Raw genomic sequence first — 20,226 nt, 5'->3', positions numbered from 1 at the left:
AAAAAGGTGGATCACTGAATGAAGCAAAGTAAAACATTTATTCCAACACTACGTGAAGTACCTGCAGATGCAGAAGTTAAATCACATAAGCAGCTACTACGTGCAGGATTTATTCGTCAAAATACAAGCGGTGTCTATTCGTATTTGCCATTTGCTAAACGTGTATTATCAAAAATTGAGCAAATTATTCGTGAGGAAATGGAAGCAATCAATTCGATTGAATTATTGATGCCAGCCTTACAATCAGCAGAGCTTTGGCAAGAGTCTGGTCGTTGGGAGAAGTATGGACCTGAGTTAATGCGCTTACAAGATCGCCATAATCGAGACTTTGCATTAGGACCAACACATGAAGAAGTCATTACAACATTAGTACGTGATGAAGTGAAATCTTATAAAAAATTACCATTAACACTCTATCAAATTCAAACAAAATTCCGTGATGAAAAGCGTCCACGTTTTGGTTTGCTACGTGGTAGAGAGTTCATCATGAAAGATGCGTATTCTTTCCATGCGACACGTGAAAGCTTAGATGAAACATATGAAGATATGTATCGTGCATATTCTACTATTTTTTCACGCCTTGGTTTAAACTATCGTGCTGTTATTGCAGACGCAGGCTCTATCGGTGGGAAGGGCACACATGAATTTATGGTGCTTTCTGAAATCGGTGAAGATACAATTGCCTACTCAGATACATCTGACTATGCAGCAAATATCGAGATGGCTGAAGTTGTTGTAGATTATCAACCATCAACGGAAAACTTGAAAGAACTAGAAAAAGTAGCAACACCTGACCAAAAAACAATTGAAGAAGTGTCAGCATTTTTACAAGTAGAAGCATCGAATGTGATTAAAACATTAGTATTTGATGTAGATGGCGAGCTAGTCGTTGTACTAGCACGTGGTGACCATGAAATTAACGACATTAAATTAAAAAATGCGCTAGATGCAGGAAATGTTGAATTAGCAGATGAAGCGGCTATTCGTGCATTATTAAACTGTGGTGTAGGTTCTATTGGGCCGGTTAAATTGCCAGTGGACGTGAAAGTAGTAGCAGATCAAGCGATTAAATCAATTCGTAATGGTGTAGCAGGTGCGAATGAGGATGGCTTCCATTTAGTGAATGTGAACCCAGAGCGAGACTTTGCTGTAAATGACTACTTAGATATTCGCTTTATTCAAGAGGGTGACCCTTCTCCAGATGGACAAGGTACAATTAAATTTGCAGAAGGTATTGAGGTTGGTCACATCTTTAAATTAGGCACAACCTATTCAGCGAAAATGAATGGTACATTTTTAGATGAGCAGGGGAAAGCGCAGCCATTTATTATGGGGTGCTATGGTATTGGCGTTTCTCGTATTTTAGCGGCAGTTGCTGAACATTTCCAAGATGACAATGGTTTTACATGGCCAATACAGTTAGCACCATATGACATTCACGTGATTCCTGTGAATACAAAAGATGAGGCACAAGTGGCTTTGGCGGATGAATTATATGGCTTATTAAAGTCATACCGTTATGATGTACTATTAGATGACCGTGCAGAGCGAGCAGGTGTTAAATTTGCAGATGCTGATTTAATCGGTTTACCTGTCCGCATTACAGTAGGTAAAAAAGCGACTGAAGGTATTGTAGAAGTGAAATTCCGTCAAACAGGTGAAACATTTGAATGGAAGAAGGAAGAAGTCATTGATCGTTTAAATGAATTCTTCCGTAAAAACTAACGAAGAGATAGTCAAAAATTCGCAACCTCTATCCAAAAGGGAGCGAATTTTTTGCTTGACTAGCATAGAAAGTAGGTGTCACCCATTGGAACAGCAGCAGGAGGCAAGAGCGAGATTTCAAATGCTTTTACAGCAGCTAGAATTAACCGATGATGTCTATATGTCCTTTTTTGAGGATGGTGAATTGACTCGATTAACTGTACACAAGAAAAATAGATGTTGGCATTTTTCGATTAAGTTAAAAAATATACTGCCTTTTTCAATGTATCAACTTTTTCGTACGCACTTAGCAGAAAAGTTTGCAGCGATTGCGCAAATTCAAACCACATTTGAAGCGATGGAGCAGACGGTAACAGAGGAGTTAGTACAAGCCTACTGGTTGACCGTTGTAGAACAAATCGATGAAATGGCACCAACATTGAAGAATGGTCTTGTGTCACAAATCCCAGTTTGGAATGGGCAAAAGCTAACATTGTCTTGTATGCAGGAAATGGAGCTGATGATGCTCAAAACGAAGTATGCTGAAAAAATTGCGGTAAGTTATCAGCAGTTTGGCTTCCCTACAATCGTAGTAGATGTGGAGTTACAGGAAAAGACGGCTGAGGTTATTGCTGCACAAGAGGCTTTTATTGAACAAAGGCGTTTAGAGGAAGCCGCATTAGCACAGCAAGCAATTCAAGATTTCCAACAGCGTGAGCAGGAAAAGAAAGACAACCCAGCGATTGCCCAGCTTGGTGATCGTCCATTCCAGCTTGGCATACTCATTAAAGATGATGAAGTCATGGAAATTAAACGCATTGTTGAGGAAGAACGTCGTGTCATTATCGAAGGCTTTGTTTTTGATACGGAGATTAAAGAGCTGAAGAGTGGTCGTTCTTTATTGCAAATTAAAATGACCGATTACACAGACTCCATCATTGTTAAAATGTTTTCAAGGGATAACGAGGATGCTGAGTTAATGCAACATTTGAAGAAGGGCATGTGGGTTAAAGTACGTGGCTCTGTGCAAACAGATACATTTATTCGTGATTTAATCGTTATGGCGAATGATATTAATGAAATAAAGAAAGAAGCACGACAAGATACAGCACCAGAAGGAGAAAAGCGAGTGGAGCTCCATTTGCATACACCAATGAGTCAAATGGATGCTGTCACACCTGTAGATCGTTTAATAGGGCAAGCTGCAAAATGGGGACATCCAGCGATTGCGATTACGGATCATGCTGTTGTACAGTCGTTCCCAGATGCCTATGCAGCAGGTAAAAAGCATGGCATTAAAGTTATTTATGGCTTAGAGGCGAATTTAGTAGATGATGGTGTACCGATTGCCTATGCTGCGGAACATCGGTTATTAGAGGATGCGACATATGTTGTATTTGACGTAGAAACGACGGGTTTATCAACAGCCTATGATACTATTATCGAGCTGGCTGCTGTCAAAATTAAAAATGGACAGGTCATTGATAAGTATGAAAGCTTTGCTAATCCACATCATCCACTATCTGCTACAACGATTGAGTTAACAGGTATTACAGATGATATGGTACGCAATGCACCAGAAGTGGAGCAAGTCATTAAAGAGTTCCATGCCTTTATTGAAGATGGTATTGTTGTGGCACATAATGCGTCCTTTGATATTGGCTTTTTATATACAGGCTATCGTAAGTATGGACTGAGTGATACAATCCATCCTGTTATTGATACATTAGAGTTGGCAAGATTGCTCTATCCAACGATGAAAAACCATCGTTTGAATACATTATGTAAAAAATTCAATATTGATTTAACACAGCACCACCGTGCGATATATGATACCGAGGCAACAGGGTATTTATTGTTACAGCTATTAAAGGATGCGACAGCTGAATTCAATGTTCTCTACCATGATGATTTTAATAAACATATTGGTGGTGGGGATGCTTATAAAAAAGCACGTCCTATGCATTGTACGATTTTAGCAGTAGATAATGCAGGATTGAAAAATTTATTTAAACTTGTCTCACATGCACATACGAAAACCTTTTACCGTGTACCTCGTGTGACTCGAGCTGTTTTAGAGCAGTACAGAGAAGGATTGCTAATAGGCTCAGGCTGTAGCAATGGTGAAGTATTTGAAACGATGATGAATAAATCACCTGAGGAAGCGGAGCAAGTAGCACGATTTTATGATTATATCGAAGTCCAACCGAAAGCTGTCTATGCGCCGTTAATTGAACGGAATGTTGTACGTGATGAGTGGACATTGGAAGATATTGTTCGCAAGTTGGTGAAGCTAGGCAAAAAATTGAATAAGCCTGTTGTAGCTACAGGGAATGTTCATTATTTAGATCCAACAGATGCGGTATTTAGACAAATATTAATCGGCTCTCAAGGTGGAGCTAATATGTTAAATAAATCTAAATTACCCGAAGTGCATTTACGAACAACAGATGAGATGCTTCAGGAATTCGATTTTTTAGGACCTGAGATAGCTAAAGAAATCGTTGTGACGAATGCACAAAAAATAGCCAATATGATTGGGGATGTTAAGCCAATTAAAGATGATTTATACACACCCAAAATTGAAGGCTCTGATGATGAAGTAACGAATTTAACGTATGATATGGCACATCAAATCTACGGGGAGCAGTTACCAGAAATTGTGCAAGCTCGTATCGAAAAGGAATTAAAATCAATTTTAGGACATGGCTTTGGGGTGATTTATTTAATTTCTGCAAAGCTTGTAAAAAAATCATTAGCTGATGGTTATTTGGTTGGTTCACGTGGCTCGGTCGGCTCCTCTTTAGTCGCCACATTTATGGAAATTACAGAGGTCAACCCATTACCACCACATTATATTTGTCCTGTGTGTAAGCATTCTGAGTTCTTCGATGATGGTTCTGTTAGCTCAGGCTTTGACTTACCAAACAAAGATTGTGTGAAGTGTGGTACGCCGTATAAAAAAGATGGGCAGGATATTCCATTTGAAACTTTTTTAGGGTTTAAAGGGGATAAAGTTCCAGATATTGACTTGAATTTCTCGGGTGAATATCAACCACAGGCACATAATTATACGAAAGTGCTTTTTGGTGAGGATTATGTTTATCGTGCAGGAACGATTGGTACGGTAGCGGAAAAGACAGCATATGGCTATGTAAAAGGTTATGCAAGTGATCATAATTTACATTTTCGTGGTGCAGAAGTAGATCGACTTGTCCAAGGGTGTACAGGAGTAAAGCGAACGACAGGTCAGCATCCAGGTGGGATTATTGTTGTGCCAGATTATATGGATATATACGACTTTTCGCCAGTGCAGTTCCCTGCTGATGCACAGGATGCAGAATGGCGTACAACCCATTTCGACTTCCATTCGATTCACGATAATATTTTGAAGCTTGATATTCTTGGGCACGATGATCCGACGATGATTCGGATGTTGCAAGATTTGTCTGGCATTGATCCAAAGACGATTCCAACAGATGATCCTGTTGTCATGCAAATTTTTAGCAATACAGAGTCATTGGGTGTGACAGAAGAGCAAATTGGCTGTAAAACAGGTACATTAGGTATTCCAGAGTTTGGAACCCGCTTTGTACGTCAAATGTTAGAGGATACAAAACCATCTACATTTTCAGAGCTTGTTCAAATCTCAGGACTTTCTCATGGGACAGACGTCTGGCTTGGTAATGCACAGGAGTTAATTCAAAACGGTACATGTGTGTTAGCAGAAGTAATTGGTTGTCGTGATGATATTATGGTGTATTTAATTTATCAAGGGCTTGATCCAGCATTCGCCTTTAAAATTATGGAGTCGGTGCGTAAAGGGAAAGGCTTAACGGATGAAATGGAAGAGGAAATGCTTAAAAATAAGGTACCAGCTTGGTATATTGATTCCTGTAAAAAAATTAAGTACATGTTCCCTAAGGCACATGCTGCTGCCTATGTATTAATGGCGGTGCGTATTGCATGGTTTAAAGTACATTTCCCAATCCTTTATTATGCTGCTTACTTTACTGTTAGAGCAGGCGATTTCGATTTAATCTCGATGACACAAGGCTCACAAATGATTCGTTCCAAAATTGATGAAATCAATATGAAAGGGCTGGATGCTTCACCGAAAGAGCGTAACTTATTAACGGTGTTGGAGCTAGCTTTAGAAATGTGCGAACGTGGCATGAGCTTCCAAAAGGTTGATTTATATCGTTCACAGGCAAGTGAATTTGTCATTGATGGGAATGCATTAATTCCACCATTCGATGCGATTCCAGGCCTTGGGACAAACGTTGCTAAAATGATTGTCGCAGCCCGAGCAGACGGCGAATTTTTATCGAAGGAAGACTTGCAACAACGTGGACGTGTATCCAAAACGCTGATTGAATATATGGACCAATTAGGTTGCTTAGAAGGAATGCCTGATGCAAATCAATTGTCCTTGTTCTAACATTTGCATTGTCCCATCAATTGTGTTATTGTTATGGTAATAATTTGTTGATAGTTTTCCAGCAAAAGAGTGGGGTGTTCCCGCTCTTTTCTGTTGTTAGTAACAAACAAATTTTGACGAACAGCAGGTAAGACCGTGTGATTTCACCAAGCTAACTGGTGGAATTTCTGTTTTATTAAGCTACAATTTGACATATGCAGGAGGAAATAATGAGCAAAATACCATCTTTAATTGAAGAGCTCGCGAAACCGATTGTTGAAGAGTTACAGCTTGAGTTAGTAGATATTGAGTTTGTAAAAGAAGGACGTAACTGGTTTTTACGTGTCTACGTGGATACACCTGAGGGCGGCATTGATATTGATCAATGTGCGCAAGTGAGTGAAAGACTAAGCTTACTACTGGATGAAAAAGATCCGATTACACAAAATTATTATTTGGAAGTTTCCTCACCAGGTGCAGAACGTCCATTAAAGAAAGATGCTGATTTTGCGAAGGCAATCGGTAAATTTATTTATGTGAAAACGTATGAACCGATTAAGGACATGAAGGAATTCCAAGGCTACTTAACATCATATGATGAACAAACATTAGTGATGGAAGTACGCATTAAAACACGTAAATTAACAGTAACAATTGAACAGGAAAAAATTGCGTTGGCACGCTTAGCCATTGATTTTTCAGCATAATGCATATTTAGGAGTGAAAAGAACATGAGTAGTGATTTGTTAGATGCGTTAACAGCGCTAGAAGAACAAAAGGGAATTTCAAGAGACGTATTGATTGAAGCGATTGAGGCGGCATTAGTGACAGCTTATAAGCGTAATTTCAATCAGGCGCAAAATGTTCGTGTAGATTTGAATTTAGATAAAGGCTCTATGCGTGTATTTTCACGTAAAGATGTGGTAGAAGTTGTAGAGGATGAGCGTTTACAAATTTCTTTAGAAGATGCAAAAGCCATTAATCCAGCTTACCAATTAGAAGATGTGGTAGAACAAGAGGTGACTCCACGTAATTTTGGGCGAATTGCAGCACAAACAGCAAAGCAAGTGGTGACACAGCGTGTACGTGAAGCAGAGCGTGGGTTAATCTATGAGCAATATGTTGACCGTGAAGATGACATTGTAACAGGTGTTGTAGAACGCTTAGATGCACGTAATATTTATGTTGGCTTAGGAAAAGTGGAAGCAGCATTACCACAAAACGAGCAAATTCAAGGTGAAACATATAATCCACATGATCGTATCAAAGTGTATATTACAAAAGTAGAGCGTACAACACGTGGACCACAAGTGATTGTGTCACGTACACATCCTGGCTTATTGCGTCGCTTATTTGAAATGGAAGTGCCTGAAATTTATGAGGGTATTGTGGAAATTAAATCGATTGCTCGTGAAGCAGGAGATCGTTCAAAAATCTCTGTTCATGCACATAATGAAGAAGTAGACCCAGTTGGTTCATGTGTAGGAGCAAAAGGTGCACGTGTGCAAACAATCGTCAACGAGCTAAATGGTGAGAAAATTGATATCGTTGAATGGTCAGAAGATCCAGTGGTGTTTGTAGCGAATGCTTTAAGTCCATCAAAAGTATTAGATGTACAAGTGAATGAAGAAGAAAAATCAACAACAGTGGTCGTACCAGATTACCAATTATCATTAGCTATTGGTAAACGTGGTCAAAATGCACGTTTAGCAGCGAAGCTAACAGGCTGGAAAATTGATATTAAGAGCGAAACAGATGCACGTGAATTAGGTATTTATCCATCTGAGACAAGCACATTTGTACCAATGATGGACGATGCAGATGTAGAAGTTGATTTATATCAAGACGATGAGGAATAAATAAGAAAGCTCATGTTACAATAGAGCAAAGCTAGTCCACCTCTTACGACAATCTGCAGAGAGGAAAGGTGATGTTTATGGCTATTAATAAAAAAGTACCGCTTCGGAAATGTGTAGCAACTGGAGAAATGCTACCGAAGAAAGCGATGATTCGTGTAGTACGCTCTAAAGAAGGTGAGGTAAGTGTGGATGTCACTGGTAAAAAGCCAGGACGTGGTGCATACTTATCTAAATCAGAAAAAGCGGTTGAAATCGCACGTAAAAAAAATGTATTAGGGCATCAATTAGAAGCACAAATTCCAGATACAATCTATGATGAATTGATTTTCCTTATCCAAAGGGAGTCTATTTTATGATGGATCAAGCAGTATTTAATTTGCTTGGACTTGCAGCAAGAGCACGTAAAATCGTGTCAGGAGAAGATTTAGTTGTGAAAGAAATTCGCAATGGCAATGCCAAACTAATCATCCTAGCAAGTGATGCGGCTAAAAATGCCAGCAAGAAAATTCAAGACAAATGCACGTATTACAACGTTGAGTATCATGTAATTGGCGATCGTTATGATCTAGGACATGCTACAGGTAAGGAGGCCCGAGTGGCTTTAGCGATTACCGATAAAGGTTTTGCAAGTAAATTGTCTAGTCTACTCAACGAAAAATAATCGGGGGTGAGCAGATGACCAAAATCAGAGTTCATGAATATGCGAAACAAGTGAAAAAAACGAGTAAAGAGGTTATTGAAGCGCTAAGTAAATTAAATGTAAGTGTGGCGAACCATATGTCGATGTTAGAAAAAGATATGGTTGAAAAATTAAACAATACGTTTAAAGCACCTACAGAAAAAAAAGCAGCAAGGCCATCTACTCAACATGTAGCGCAGCAACCGCAACAAACGGTGAAAAAGCAAGAAGGCCAAAAGCAGCAAGCTATGACTGCTAGGCCGAAAGCAAATAATCAGCAAAACTCAAATTCGTCTAACAACGAAAAATCTAAGAATGCAAAAGGTAATCAAAATCGAAATATGACACAAAATAATAATAACAACAATAACAATAATAATAATCGTCGAGGTGGCGGAGGCTATAACCAACGTCCAAAACCAGGTATCCATGGAGGCAAACGTCGTCCACAAAGAAGTCATCAACCAACTGCACCAGTTAAACAAAAAGAGCTTCCAGAAAAAATTACATTTGTAGAATCACTTTCAGTAGCAGAATTAGCTAAAAAGCTACACCGCGAACCATCTGAAATCATCAAAAAATTATTTATGCTTGGTGTAATGGCCACAATTAACCAAGAGCTAGATAAGGATGCCATTGAGTTAATTTGCGCAGACTACGGTGTAGAAGTAGAAGAAGAAATTCGTATTGATATTACAGATTTAGAAACACACTTCGAGCAAACGGAAGAAGTGAAAGAAGCAGATTTATCTGAACGTCCACCTGTTGTCACAATTATGGGTCACGTTGACCATGGTAAAACAACATTGCTTGATTCGATTCGTAATACAAAGGTAACAGCAGGAGAAGCTGGTGGGATTACACAGCATATCGGTGCATACCAAGTAATCGAAAATGACAAAAAAATTACGTTCCTTGATACACCAGGACATGCTGCTTTTACAACAATGCGTGCACGTGGAGCAAAAGTAACAGACTTAACGATTTTAGTAGTAGCAGCAGATGATGGTGTAATGCCACAAACAGTAGAAGCCATTAACCATGCAAAAGCGGCAGAAGTGCCAATTATTGTAGCGGTGAATAAAATGGATAAACCATCTGCTAATCCTGATCGTGTAATGCAGGAGCTAACAGAGCATGGTTTAGTGCCTGAAGATTGGGGCGGCGATACAATTTTTGTACCAATTTCGGCATTAAAAGGCGAAGGTATTGATACATTATTAGAAATGATTTTACTTGTATCTGAAGTAGCAGAATTAAAAGCAAATCCAAATCGTCTAGCACTTGGTACAGTAATTGAAGCACAGCTTGATAAAGGTCGTGGCTCTGTTGCCACACTTTTAGTACAAGATGGTACATTAAAAATAGGGGATCCAATCGTTGTAGGTCACGCATTTGGTCGTGTTCGTGCGATGGTCAATGACAAAGGGCGTCGTGTAAAAGAAGCGGGTCCATCTACACCAGTAGAAATTACAGGACTAAATGAAGTACCGCAAGCTGGTGACCGTTTCGTTGTCTTTGAAGATGAAAAAACAGCACGTCAAGTTGGAGAAACTCGTGCAACATCGGCTATTCAAGCACAACGTTCAGAAAAACAACGTGTGACATTGGATAACTTATTTGAGCAAATGAGCCAAGGTGAAATGAAAGAGCTGAACTTAATCGTCAAAGCAGACGTACAAGGTACAGTAGAAGCAATGGCAGCCTCTTTAATGAAAATTGATGTTGAAGGTGTTAATGTCAAAATCATTCATACAGGCGCTGGAGCGATTACAGAATCAGATATTTCTCTTGCAGCTGCTTCAAATGCAATCGTCATTGGTTTCAATGTTCGTCCAGATGTCAATGCGAAACGTGCAGCAGAAGAAGAAGGCGTAGATATTCGTCTACACCGTGTTATCTACAAAGTAATTGAAGAAATCGAACAAGCGATGAAAGGGATGCTTGATCCTGAATTTGAAGAAAAAATTATTGGTCAAGCAGAAGTTCGTCAAACAATTAAAGTATCTAAAGTAGGAACAATTGCGGGTTCATATGTAACAGAAGGAAAAGTGACACGTGATTCAGGTGTCCGTGTAATCCGTGATAATGTTGTTATTTTTGAAGGTGAATTGGATACATTAAAACGCTTCAAGGACGAAGTGAAAGAAGTTGCAAGAGGCTATGAATGTGGTATTACGATTACAAACTTCAACGATATTAAAGAAGGCGATATTATTGAAGCCTACATTATGGAAGAAGTTAAACGTGTCTAATGATTGTTTATGCAGAGATTGAATTCATTATTCAAACTGCCCATTCATTGAAAGAAAAGCGTGCTGTCTTGCAACGTATGCTAACACGTACGAAGCAAAAATTTAATGTTTCCATTGCAGAAATTGATCATCAAAATGTATGGCAGCGTACAAAATTAGCGCTTGTTGCAGTGGCTTCTTCGAAAGAAGCCGCAGAGCGTGAAATCAACCATGCTCTCCACTATTTACAATCGAATCCAGCTTGGGAACCATTAGATGTGTGGAGAGAGTATTTGTAAGTTGTATGGATAGAACAGTTATCCGTATATTGAAATTGAGGTGACAAACTATGTCTCTACGTTCAAACCGTGTCGCCGAACAAATGAAAAAAGAATTAGGCGATATTCTTGGTCGTAAAATTAAAGATCCACGTGTTGGCTTCGTCACAGTAACAGGTGTAGAAGTAACAGGTGATTTACAGCAAGCAACTATTTATATTACAACATTAGGCAATGAGCGTGAACGAGAAGAAACATTGAAAGCATTAGTGAAGGCTTCTGGTTTCATTCGTTCAGAAATCGGTTCTCGAATCCGTTTACGTCGAACACCAGAATTAATTTTTGAGTTTGATTCATCTATTGAATATGGTAATCGTATCGATACATTGCTTCGTAATTTACACAAGGAATAATATACCTATGGAAAAGTCTGCCGAATGCATGTTTATGCAGGCAGACTTTTTTATTTGACCTGTGTTTACTGGATAGTACTAACATTCATACGTCTGCTCATGTTAAAAAACGAATGAGGGTGGCGCATGTGAGTACCTTGTTAATCGAAAGGAGAGAAGACGATTCCTCCCTATACGAAGGGAAGGAATTGCCGAATGAAGATGAACGGTATTTTACCATTATGGAAAGAACGTGGTATGACGAGCCATGATTGTGTATTTAAGCTACGCAAAATTTTACGCACGAAAAAGGTAGGGCACACAGGTACACTCGATCCAGGTGTTGAAGGTGTGCTACCTATTTGCATTGGGCAAGCCACACGTATTGCAGAGTATTTAACCGATGTAGGAAAAACGTACGAAGCTATCATTTCGATAGGGCGTACGACAACAACGGAAGATGCAGAAGGTGAAACGGTAGAACAAGATGATACGATGAAGCAATTAACACGCACACGAGTGCTCGAAGTATTGGCGTCCTTAACAGGTGTCATTGAGCAAACACCACCGATGTTTTCGGCGGTGAAAGTAAATGGCAAACGTCTATATGAATATGCACGCAAAGGTCAGGTTGTGGAAAGACCAACACGTCAAGTGACGATTTATGCATTGGAAATACTGGAGGATAAGGCACTGTATGAAGGGCAAGAAATTACCTTCCCTGTACGCATTTCTTGTAGTAAAGGTACCTATATTCGTACATTAGCAGTACAAATTGGGGAAGCATTAGGCTATCCTGCTCATATGAAGGAGCTTGTGCGTACAGCATCAGGTACGTTTACCCAAGAAAATTGTTTTACATTGACACAAGTGGCTGATTTAGTGGAAGCAGGGCAACTGGAGACATGTATATTACCAGTGGAGTATGCGTTAACCGATTATCCATACATGGAAATAACAGCGAGTAATGAAAAAGAAATTTTTAATGGACAAGTGTTACCTGCAGAGGCATTATTAAAGAAGCATGATAAAATTGTTTTTGGTATACATGGAAAAGCAGTGGCAATCTATCATGCCCATCCAACAAAAGAAGGATGGATGAAGCCACATAAAATGTTTCCAACGATAGAGTAGGGGGATTTTTTGGCATGGAGGTCATACATTTAAAATATCCACATCAATTACAGCAAAAAGAAGGTATGCAGCCTTATTCCTTAGCGTTAGGTTTTTTTGATGGTGTACATAAAGGACATCAAGCAGTCATTAAAGCAGCTAAAAAAGAAGGAGAACGACTGCAAATTCCAACGGCTGTTATGACATTTGATCCGCATCCTTCAGTTGTGCTAGGTGGACGAAACGAAAAAGTATTTTATATTACATTGCTGCAACAGAAGCTAACACTTTGTGAAGAATTAGGTGTCGATACAATGTTTGTTGTTCATTTTACATCAGACTTTGCTAAGCTTTCTCCAGCAGCCTTTATTGATACATTTATTCGTAATTTAAATATTCGTCATGTCACGGCTGGTTTTGATTTTTCTTTCGGTGCATTTGGTCAAGGGACAATGGAAGATATGTATCGCTTAAGTCAAGGTGATTACGGTGTGACGGTAGTTGACAAACAAACAGATCAAGAGGAAAAAATAAGCTCTACTCGTATTCGTCAGCTTTTACAAGAAGGCGCTATGGAAGAGGTGAGACGATTATTAGGAAGACCGTTTGACATTACTGGCATTGTGGTGCATGGAGATAAGCGTGGTCGAACAATAGGATTCCCAACAGCCAATGTACAGGCTTTAGAGGGGACGTACATTCCTGCTAGCGGTGTTTATGCAGTGCGTCTACGTGTACAAAATCATTGGTATGATGGTGTTTGTAATGTAGGCTATAAACCGACCTTTAAAGATCCAAATGACAAGCAATTATCCATTGAAGTGCATATACTTGATTTTGATAAAAATATTTATGGTGAAGAAGTGCAAGTGGCTTGGTATAAGCGAATTCGCAGTGAGCAAAAATTTGATGGTATCGAGTCTTTAAAGACACAAATTGAAAAGGATAAGCAAGCAGCAATTCATTATTTTAAGGATTTCTCTTGATCCAGTGAAAGGCTCTTCATAAAGCCCTTGCAAATGTTGAGGATTTTGAAGAGTAGCTTTCTGAGGGAGCTTGAAAATACAGAATCAATAGTTAATGCTTGCTTGCTGTTTATATTTATGATAATATTCATAAGTGCTAATATGCTTAACCTTAGCTCGGTATATCGATAACTCCAACGTATACTGTGCTACTGGGGATGAATACTTATTCTAGGAGGTCCATACAAAATGGCTATTACAAAACAACGTAAAAACGAAATTATCGCTGAGTACCGTACACACGAAAGTGATACTGGTTCACCAGAAGTACAAATTGCAGTATTAACAGCAGAAATCAATGCTTTAAATACGCACTTACGTACACACAAAAAAGATTTCCACTCTGAGCGTGGTCTTCTTAAAATGGTAGGTCGTCGTCGTCACCTACTAAAATATCTTCGTGAAACTGACGTACAACGCTACCGTGAATTAATCACTCGTCTAGGCTTACGTCGCTAATTGACAATCAAAAAGCGGGATTATTCCCGCTTTTTCTTTATGTATAGAAATTTATTCTATTTCGTTTAGATTTTTGAAGACTTGCATAGAAAACATATGTGTTGAGGCAAGAGAAAATAAAATGGCGGTTATTTGGTCATAATGAAGTATAGAAGATTATTTTATGAAATATTTCGCATAGAACAAACATTTTTGGTACACTTACAATTAAGTACATACAGACAAATAAGTGTGGTTTATAAATAGAGAGGGGTTCATTGAATGAACGAAAAGAAAGTCTATTCATACGAATGGGCTGGCCGTCCGCTTGTCATTGAAGTTGGCCAGTTAGCAAAGCAAGCAAATGGAGCTGTATTAGTACGCTATGGTGATACATCTGTACTGTCAACAGCGACAATGTCTAAATCACCAAAGCCACTAGATTTCTTCCCATTAACAGTAAACTATGAAGAGCGTTTATATGCAGCAGGTAAAATTCCTGGTGGCTTTATTAAACGTGAAGGACGCCCATCTGAAAAAGCAATTTTAGCTAGCCGCTTAATCGACCGTCCAATTCGTCCTATGTTCCCAGACGGTTTCCGTAATGAAGTACAAGTAATTTCTATGGTTATGTCAAATGATTCGGATTGTACTTCTGAAATGGCGGCGATGATTGGTTCATCGTTAGCACTAGCGATTTCAGATATTCCATTCAATGGACCAATTGCAGGTGTACAAGTAGGCTATATTGATGGCGAGTTCATCGTTAACCCAACAGTAGAACAATCAAACCGTTCAACTGTACATTTATCTGTAGCGGGTAATAAAGATGCTATTAACATGGTAGAGGCAGGCGCATTAGAAGTACCAGAAGAAGTGATGCTTGAAGCCATCATGTTTGGTCATGAAGAAATTAAAAAAATGATTGCTTTCCAAGAACAAATTGTGGCTGAAGTAGGCAAAGAAAAATTGCCAGTGACATTGTTTGAAATTGACGAAGTAATTCAAGCAGCTATTAAAGCGGCATGTGAGCAAGATATGCACGATGCTATTCAAACAGCAGAAAAGCATGCACGTGATGAAGCGATTCAAGCAGTAAAAGATCGCATCATTGCTTCTTATGAAGAACAAGAAGCAGATGACGTGACAATGAAGCAAGTTTATACAATTTTAGATAAAATGGTGAAGGATGAAGTACGTCGCCAAATTACAGAAGATAAAGTGCGTCCAGATGGTCGTAAATTAGATGAAATTCGTCCACTGTCCTCTGAAACAGGTTTATTACAACGTACACATGGTTCGGCATTATTTACACGTGGACAAACACAAGCACTATCTATTTGTACATTAGGTGCACTAGGTGATGTGCAAATTATTGATGGTTTAGGTGTAGAAGAATCAAAACGCTTTATGCATCATTATAACTTCCCTCAATTCTCAGTAGGGGAAACAGGTCCGATTCGTGGACCAGGTCGTCGTGAAATCGGTCACGGTGCACTAGGTGAACGTGCGTTAGAGGCGGTAATCCCAGATGAATCAGTATTCCCATATACAATTCGCTGTGTATCAGAAGTATTAGAATCAAATGGTTCAACATCACAGGCTTCTATTTGTGCCTCAACATTGGCAATGATGGATGCAGGTGTACCATTAAAAGCACCAGTAGCAGGTATTGCAATGGGACTTATTAAAAAAGGTGAGCATTACTCCATTTTAACGGATATTCAAGGGATGGAAGATCATCTTGGTGATATGGACTTTAAAGTAGCAGGTACAGCAAAAGGTGTTACAGCGCTACAAATGGACATTAAAATTGATGGTTTATCACGCAATATTTTAGAAGAAGCGTTAACACAGGCAAAAGTAGGACGTATGCACATTTTAGAATCTATGTTAGCAACGCTTGCTGAGCCACGTGGAAAATTATCTGAATTTGCACCAAAAATCGTGATTGTGAAAATCAATCCAGATAAAATCCGTGATGTCATCGGACCTGGTGGTAAGCAAATCAATAAAATTATTGAAGAAACAGGCGTAAAAATTGATACAGAGCAAGATGGTACAATTTATATTTCTTCTGCAAATGAAGAAATGAATGCTCGTGCAAAACAAATCATTGAAGATATCGTGCGTGAAGCAAAAGAGGGCGAGTACTACTTAGCAACAGTAAAACGCATTGAAAAATTCGGTGCGTTCTGTGAAATCTTCGCAGGTAAAGATGGGTTATTACACATTTCTGAAATTCAGGAAGAGCGCACAAAGCAAGTGGAAGATGTGCTTAAACTTGGCGATCAATTACTTGTAAAAGTTATTGAAATCGACAAACAAGGGCGTGTGAATTTATCACGTAAAGTGGTCGTTAAAGAAGAGAAGGAACGCGCTGAGCAAGATAAATAAGAAATGCAAAAAGGCTGCGTATCATGCGTAGCCTTTTTTTCATAATAGTCTGGAGGAGTTTTTTTGATACAAGTACATACATGTCAAAATGGTGTGCGCATTGTCTCCGAGCAAATAGATTCAGTGCGTTCAGTGGCAATTGGTATTTTTGTTAATGCAGGCTCTCGCTATGAGCTACCAGAAGAAAATGGCATCACCCATTTTATCGAGCATATGCTATTTAAAGGCACAGCTAATCGTACAGCTCGTCAAATTGCTGAAGAATTTGATCGAATTGGTGGTGAACTTAATGCTTTCACATCAAAAGAAAATACATGTTATTATGCAAAAGTATTAGACCATCATGCAGAACGAGCAATTACCATTTTAGCAGATATGTTTTTCAACTCTACCTTTGCGGAAGAAGAATTAGAGAAGGAACGACAAGTGGTACTAGAGGAAATATTCATGAGTGAAGATGCACCAGATGATGATGTCCATGAAAAGCTATGGGAAGTTATGTATCCAAATGATGCACTAGGTCGTCCTATTTTAGGGACAGCGAAGACATTACCGACATTCACAGCAGAAAAAATTCGTCAGTATATGGCAAAACATTATGGACCAGCATCGGTTGTCATTTCGGTGGCGGGAAATATTTCAAAGGCGCTTCTGCAAACGATTGAAGAATTATTCGGTCACTATGAAGCATCGCCACTTGCTATTACTCCAACATTAACGACGCCAGCTTTCCATGCGGGTGAAATCATGAAAACACGTGATACAGAGCAGGCACATTTAGCGATGTCTTTTCCAGCTATTCATGTGAAAGATCCTGATATGTATAGCTTTATCGCATTGAATAATATTATTGGTGGCAATATGAGCTCTCGTTTATTTCAAGAAGTCCGTGAAGAACGTGGCTTAGCCTATACAATTTTTTCTTACCAATCTTGTTATGTTGATGTAGGTACATTTACGATATATGGCAGTACAAGCCGTCAACAATTGCCACAATTACAGCATACGATTGATGCGACATTACTTGATATAGTGGCTGGTGGCATTACAGAAGAGGAATTAGATAATGCGAAAGAGCAGCTAAAAGGTAGCTTTGTGCTTGGCTTGGAGGGTACAGGTGCGCGGATGAATCGCAATGGCACAAGTGAGCTTGTACATGGCAAGCACCGTTCTGTCGATGAAGTGTTAGCGTCGATTGATGCCGTGTCAATGGAATCAGTGAATCGTTTAATTGCAAAGATTTTAAAGGCAGAGCCAGCTATTGCGATGATTGGGCCAATTGAATAGCGAATATAGCTAGCTAGAAAAAAATATGCTATATTGATGACAGTGTGAAAAAATTCAGTAAATATAGATTTTTGTATGTTGGGGTGGGAGATTAAGATGAAAAAGTTACTAGGAATTGACCTTGGTGGGACAACAGTTAAATTTGCGATTTTAACAGAGGCTGGCGACATTTTAAAAAAATGGACGATACAGACGAATGTTGAGCAAGAAGGTCAACATATTGTGCCAGATATTATTCAATCTATCAAAGAATGCTTACAGCAAGAAGACCTAACAGCGGAGGACTTTGTTGGCATTGGTATGGGCTCTCCTGGCTCTGTGGATATTCATAACGGTACAGTCATTGGTGCTTATAATTTAAACTGGCGTACATTGCAACCTGTAAAGGCGCAAATCGAGCAAGCAACAGGTATTCCATGCTATGTTGACAATGATGCCAATGTCGCTGCCTTAGGTGAGCAGTGGCAAGGAGCTGGAGATGGCAGTGCCAATGTTGTATTCATCACGTTAGGCACAGGTGTTGGCGGTGGCATTGTATCGGAGGGCAAATTAATTCATGGTGTTGGTGCAGCCGGAGAAATTGGTCATATGAATGTTGATCCAAATGGTTATTTATGCACATGTGGAAATGTAGGCTGCTTGGAAACAGTTGCTAGTGCAACAGGGATTGTACGTTTAGCACAAGATATGGCACAAACATATAAAGAGTCATCATCACTGCATACATGGATTACGAATGGGCAAGAAGTAACAGCAAAATTGATTTTTGATAAAGCAAAAGAGGGCGATCTATTCGCACAAACAATTGTCGATAAATTTTCATTTTATTTAGGATACTCTTGCGGAAATATCGCCAATATTTTACATCCAGAAACGATTGTCATTGGTGGCGGTGTATCAGCGGCTGGCGATATTTTGCTACAAGGTGTCCAAAAGTATTTTGAAAAAGCTGCATTTTTACAAGTGCGCGAAACAACAAAATTGAAATTAGCGCAACTAGGAAATGATGCAGGTGTTATTGGTGCAGCATCATTAGTACATCAATTTACAATATAAAAATGGGGACTGTAAGAAAATATTTTTCTAACAGTCCTTTTGTTCTTTAAAATGTAGAGGGGGGATGAAGCATGCAAAAAGCAATTAATTTAGAAGAAGTGAAGGCACAGCATGAAGTTTTGTAGACAAAGAGGGTAACCCTTTTAGTAGTACAACACCTTTTGTACGTATGAATAGTAAATTTTATCCCGTATTAACAGGCTGTAAGACCCCCACTTCAAAATAGTGAGTGGAAATGAACTGTGTAAGCGGGGAATCAACAGCCTGTAAAAACCCGATTGGTGAAACTACCAATCGGTGGGGATGAGGAGACCCCCCACCGATTGAAGGTTCACTTTATGTATATCTTAGTCAGCTTGTGGAGCATTTCCAGCTGATGCAGCAGGCATAATTTGTCAGCGTGATTTGTGTAGCAGATGAAGCGGTGACGACGAATCCATTTGCACCAGAAAGAGCACGTTGGCAGTGTAAACCAACGTATTTAGGCAATGCTGATCATGAAGAAATATTCGCTGCTTTTGATGCATTATTTAACGCACAAATGATGGCATTATTACGTTCACTGGACTTCGCCTTATTTGAATTAACACCAGTAGAAGGGCGCTATGTTGTTGGATTCGGCAAAGCCTTTGCGATTGGGGTGGAAGATGGTACATTAACACATATCGTGGTGGATAAAAAATAATGAACACTATGAAGAGATTCGGCCTATAGATGGTCGAATCTCTTGTTGTTATAAACATTCTTTTTCCTGATATAATAGAACGCATTTTCGAAAAATGTATAGACTAATAATGATACTGATAAATGTGGGCACTAAAATAATAAAAAGCTGTGCTGCTACCAAGGATAAATAAAAATGAAGCGCAAAAACGACTGCAAAGATAAGGAACATCGCAACGAGTAGCCTAGAATCACGCATGCTCTTTGTTTCTTCTAATTGTTGTACATAAAGTTGCACAGCGACAATCAAAATAGCGCTACTACTATACGCACAATACATAGAAAAATGTTCAATAAAATTTTCACTTGCAGCAGATTGAGCAAAATAACTAGGTGCTAGCAGTATAGAAAGCAAGGCTACATAACTATAGCTATAAAGAAAATCTGCCTGTAACTGTACCTTTTTAGAAATAGGTAAACTATTGACGAACATCTGCCAATTTACTTTGCGATCTGTTATGTACATGCTACTAATGATAGAAGTAGAAAATATGACAATCGCAATCCCTATTGAAGATGTATCTAAATTAAAAATATGGAGACATAGACATACTATTAGAATAAAAACAATCGACCATTTTTGTACCATGATTCGTTGTAATAGCATCGCTTGCATCAACA

General features: G+C 39.0%; 17 protein-coding genes. 16 read left to right on the top strand and 1 reads right to left on the bottom strand.

From position 1 onward, the window contains the following. Positions 1-18 precede the first annotated feature (18 nt). The 16 genes from OPF91_RS02455 to OPF91_RS02380 all read left to right on the top strand — a co-directional run bounded on the left by OPF91_RS02455 (position 19) and on the right by OPF91_RS02380 (position 19,567). The gene (locus OPF91_RS02455) at positions 19-1,725 is read left to right on the top strand and encodes a proline--tRNA ligase (protein ID WP_264987090.1); all 1,707 of its coding nucleotides are present in this window, start codon (positions 19-21) and stop codon (positions 1,723-1,725) included. Positions 1,726-1,810: 85 nt separating this feature from the next. After that, on the top strand, positions 1,811-6,145 hold the full coding sequence (locus tag OPF91_RS02450) for a PolC-type DNA polymerase III (RefSeq protein ID WP_264987089.1): 4,335 nt from the start codon (positions 1,811-1,813) through the stop codon (positions 6,143-6,145). A 209-nt stretch (positions 6,146-6,354) separates the two neighbouring features. Further along, positions 6,355-6,831, top strand: coding sequence for a ribosome maturation factor RimP (gene rimP / locus OPF91_RS02445; RefSeq protein ID WP_264987088.1), 477 nt, complete (start codon positions 6,355-6,357; stop codon positions 6,829-6,831). Positions 6,832-6,855: 24 nt separating this feature from the next. Then, on the top strand, positions 6,856-7,983 hold the full coding sequence (gene nusA / locus OPF91_RS02440) for a transcription termination factor NusA (RefSeq protein WP_264987087.1): 1,128 nt from the start codon (positions 6,856-6,858) through the stop codon (positions 7,981-7,983). Between the two features lie 77 nt (positions 7,984-8,060). Then, on the top strand, positions 8,061-8,339 hold the full coding sequence (gene rnpM / locus OPF91_RS02435) for an RNase P modulator RnpM (protein WP_264987086.1): 279 nt from the start codon (positions 8,061-8,063) through the stop codon (positions 8,337-8,339). Continuing rightward, entirely contained in the window at positions 8,336-8,644 is a 309-nt protein-coding gene (locus OPF91_RS02430) for a YlxQ family RNA-binding protein (RefSeq protein WP_264987085.1), read from the top strand. The genes rnpM and OPF91_RS02430 overlap by 4 nt, the downstream gene beginning before the upstream one ends. Positions 8,645-8,658: 14 nt before the next feature. Further along, on the top strand, positions 8,659-10,917 hold the full coding sequence (infB, locus tag OPF91_RS02425; RefSeq protein ID WP_264987084.1) for a translation initiation factor IF-2: 2,259 nt from the start codon (positions 8,659-8,661) through the stop codon (positions 10,915-10,917). Further along, positions 10,917-11,195, top strand: a complete 279-nt coding sequence (locus OPF91_RS02420; RefSeq protein WP_264987083.1) for a DUF503 domain-containing protein — start codon at positions 10,917-10,919, stop codon at positions 11,193-11,195. The genes infB and OPF91_RS02420 overlap by 1 nt, the downstream gene beginning before the upstream one ends. A 50-nt stretch (positions 11,196-11,245) precedes the next feature. Continuing rightward, the gene (rbfA, locus tag OPF91_RS02415; protein ID WP_264987082.1) at positions 11,246-11,587 is read left to right on the top strand and encodes a 30S ribosome-binding factor RbfA; all 342 of its coding nucleotides are present in this window, start codon (positions 11,246-11,248) and stop codon (positions 11,585-11,587) included. A gap of 201 nt (positions 11,588-11,788) precedes the next feature. After that, entirely contained in the window at positions 11,789-12,700 is a 912-nt protein-coding gene (gene truB, locus OPF91_RS02410) for a tRNA pseudouridine(55) synthase TruB (protein ID WP_264987859.1), read from the top strand. Between the two features lie 14 nt (positions 12,701-12,714). Further along, positions 12,715-13,665 carry a riboflavin biosynthesis protein RibF gene (ribF, locus tag OPF91_RS02405; protein WP_264987081.1) on the top strand — a complete coding sequence of 317 codons (951 nt, stop codon included), beginning with the start codon at positions 12,715-12,717 and terminating at the stop codon, positions 13,663-13,665. Positions 13,666-13,893: 228 nt separating this feature from the next. Next, positions 13,894-14,163, top strand: a complete 270-nt coding sequence (gene rpsO / locus OPF91_RS02400) for a 30S ribosomal protein S15 (protein WP_264987080.1) — start codon at positions 13,894-13,896, stop codon at positions 14,161-14,163. Positions 14,164-14,424: 261 nt separating this feature from the next. Further along, positions 14,425-16,539, top strand: coding sequence for a polyribonucleotide nucleotidyltransferase (pnp, locus tag OPF91_RS02395; protein ID WP_264987079.1), 2,115 nt, complete (start codon positions 14,425-14,427; stop codon positions 16,537-16,539). A 63-nt stretch (positions 16,540-16,602) separates the two neighbouring features. Next, the gene (locus OPF91_RS02390) at positions 16,603-17,826 is read left to right on the top strand and encodes a M16 family metallopeptidase (RefSeq protein WP_264987078.1); all 1,224 of its coding nucleotides are present in this window, start codon (positions 16,603-16,605) and stop codon (positions 17,824-17,826) included. Between the two features lie 96 nt (positions 17,827-17,922). Then, a complete protein-coding gene (locus OPF91_RS02385) occupies positions 17,923-18,882 on the top strand; it encodes an ROK family glucokinase (RefSeq protein ID WP_264987076.1) in 960 nt (319 codons plus the stop codon). A 400-nt stretch (positions 18,883-19,282) separates the two neighbouring features. Continuing rightward, entirely contained in the window at positions 19,283-19,567 is a 285-nt protein-coding gene (locus tag OPF91_RS02380; protein WP_264987075.1) for a hypothetical protein, read from the top strand. 48 nt (positions 19,568-19,615) lie between these two features. Here the strand turns inward: OPF91_RS02380 and OPF91_RS02375 are convergent, their stop codons facing one another. Continuing rightward, complete coding sequence (locus tag OPF91_RS02375; RefSeq protein WP_264987074.1) at positions 19,616-20,221, bottom strand: ABC-2 transporter permease; 606 nt, start codon at positions 20,219-20,221, stop codon at positions 19,616-19,618. Between the last annotated feature and the right edge of the window lie 5 nt (positions 20,222-20,226).

Origin of the sequence: Lysinibacillus piscis (assembly GCF_026012395.1) — a bacterium.
Taxonomy (GTDB): Bacteria; Bacillota; Bacilli; order Bacillales_A; family Planococcaceae; genus Lysinibacillus; species Lysinibacillus piscis.
This window is presented reverse-complemented; position numbering and strand designations above follow the sequence as displayed.

Bases quoted from the DNA above. Each gene is read 5' to 3' on its own strand.
- OPF91_RS02420 (WP_264987083.1), top strand. From the start codon at position 10,917: ATGATTGTTTATGCAGAGATTGAATTCATTATTCAAACTGCCCATTCA.
- OPF91_RS02430 (WP_264987085.1), top strand. From the start codon at position 8,336: ATGATGGATCAAGCAGTATTTAATTTGCTTGGACTTGCAGCAAGAGCA.
- pnp (WP_264987079.1), top strand. From the start codon at position 14,425: ATGAACGAAAAGAAAGTCTATTCATACGAATGGGCTGGCCGTCCGCTT.
- rpsO (WP_264987080.1), top strand. From the start codon at position 13,894: ATGGCTATTACAAAACAACGTAAAAACGAAATTATCGCTGAGTACCGT.
- rnpM (WP_264987086.1), top strand. From the start codon at position 8,061: ATGGCTATTAATAAAAAAGTACCGCTTCGGAAATGTGTAGCAACTGGA.
- OPF91_RS02385 (WP_264987076.1), top strand. From the start codon at position 17,923: ATGAAAAAGTTACTAGGAATTGACCTTGGTGGGACAACAGTTAAATTT.
- OPF91_RS02375 (WP_264987074.1), bottom strand. From the start codon at position 20,221: ATGCAAGCGATGCTATTACAACGAATCATGGTACAAAAATGGTCGATT.
- rimP (WP_264987088.1), top strand. From the start codon at position 6,355: ATGAGCAAAATACCATCTTTAATTGAAGAGCTCGCGAAACCGATTGTT.
- truB (WP_264987859.1), top strand. From the start codon at position 11,789: ATGAACGGTATTTTACCATTATGGAAAGAACGTGGTATGACGAGCCAT.
- nusA (WP_264987087.1), top strand. From the start codon at position 6,856: ATGAGTAGTGATTTGTTAGATGCGTTAACAGCGCTAGAAGAACAAAAG.
- rbfA (WP_264987082.1), top strand. From the start codon at position 11,246: ATGTCTCTACGTTCAAACCGTGTCGCCGAACAAATGAAAAAAGAATTA.
- infB (WP_264987084.1), top strand. From the start codon at position 8,659: ATGACCAAAATCAGAGTTCATGAATATGCGAAACAAGTGAAAAAAACG.
- ribF (WP_264987081.1), top strand. From the start codon at position 12,715: ATGGAGGTCATACATTTAAAATATCCACATCAATTACAGCAAAAAGAA.
- OPF91_RS02455 (WP_264987090.1), top strand. From the start codon at position 19: ATGAAGCAAAGTAAAACATTTATTCCAACACTACGTGAAGTACCTGCA.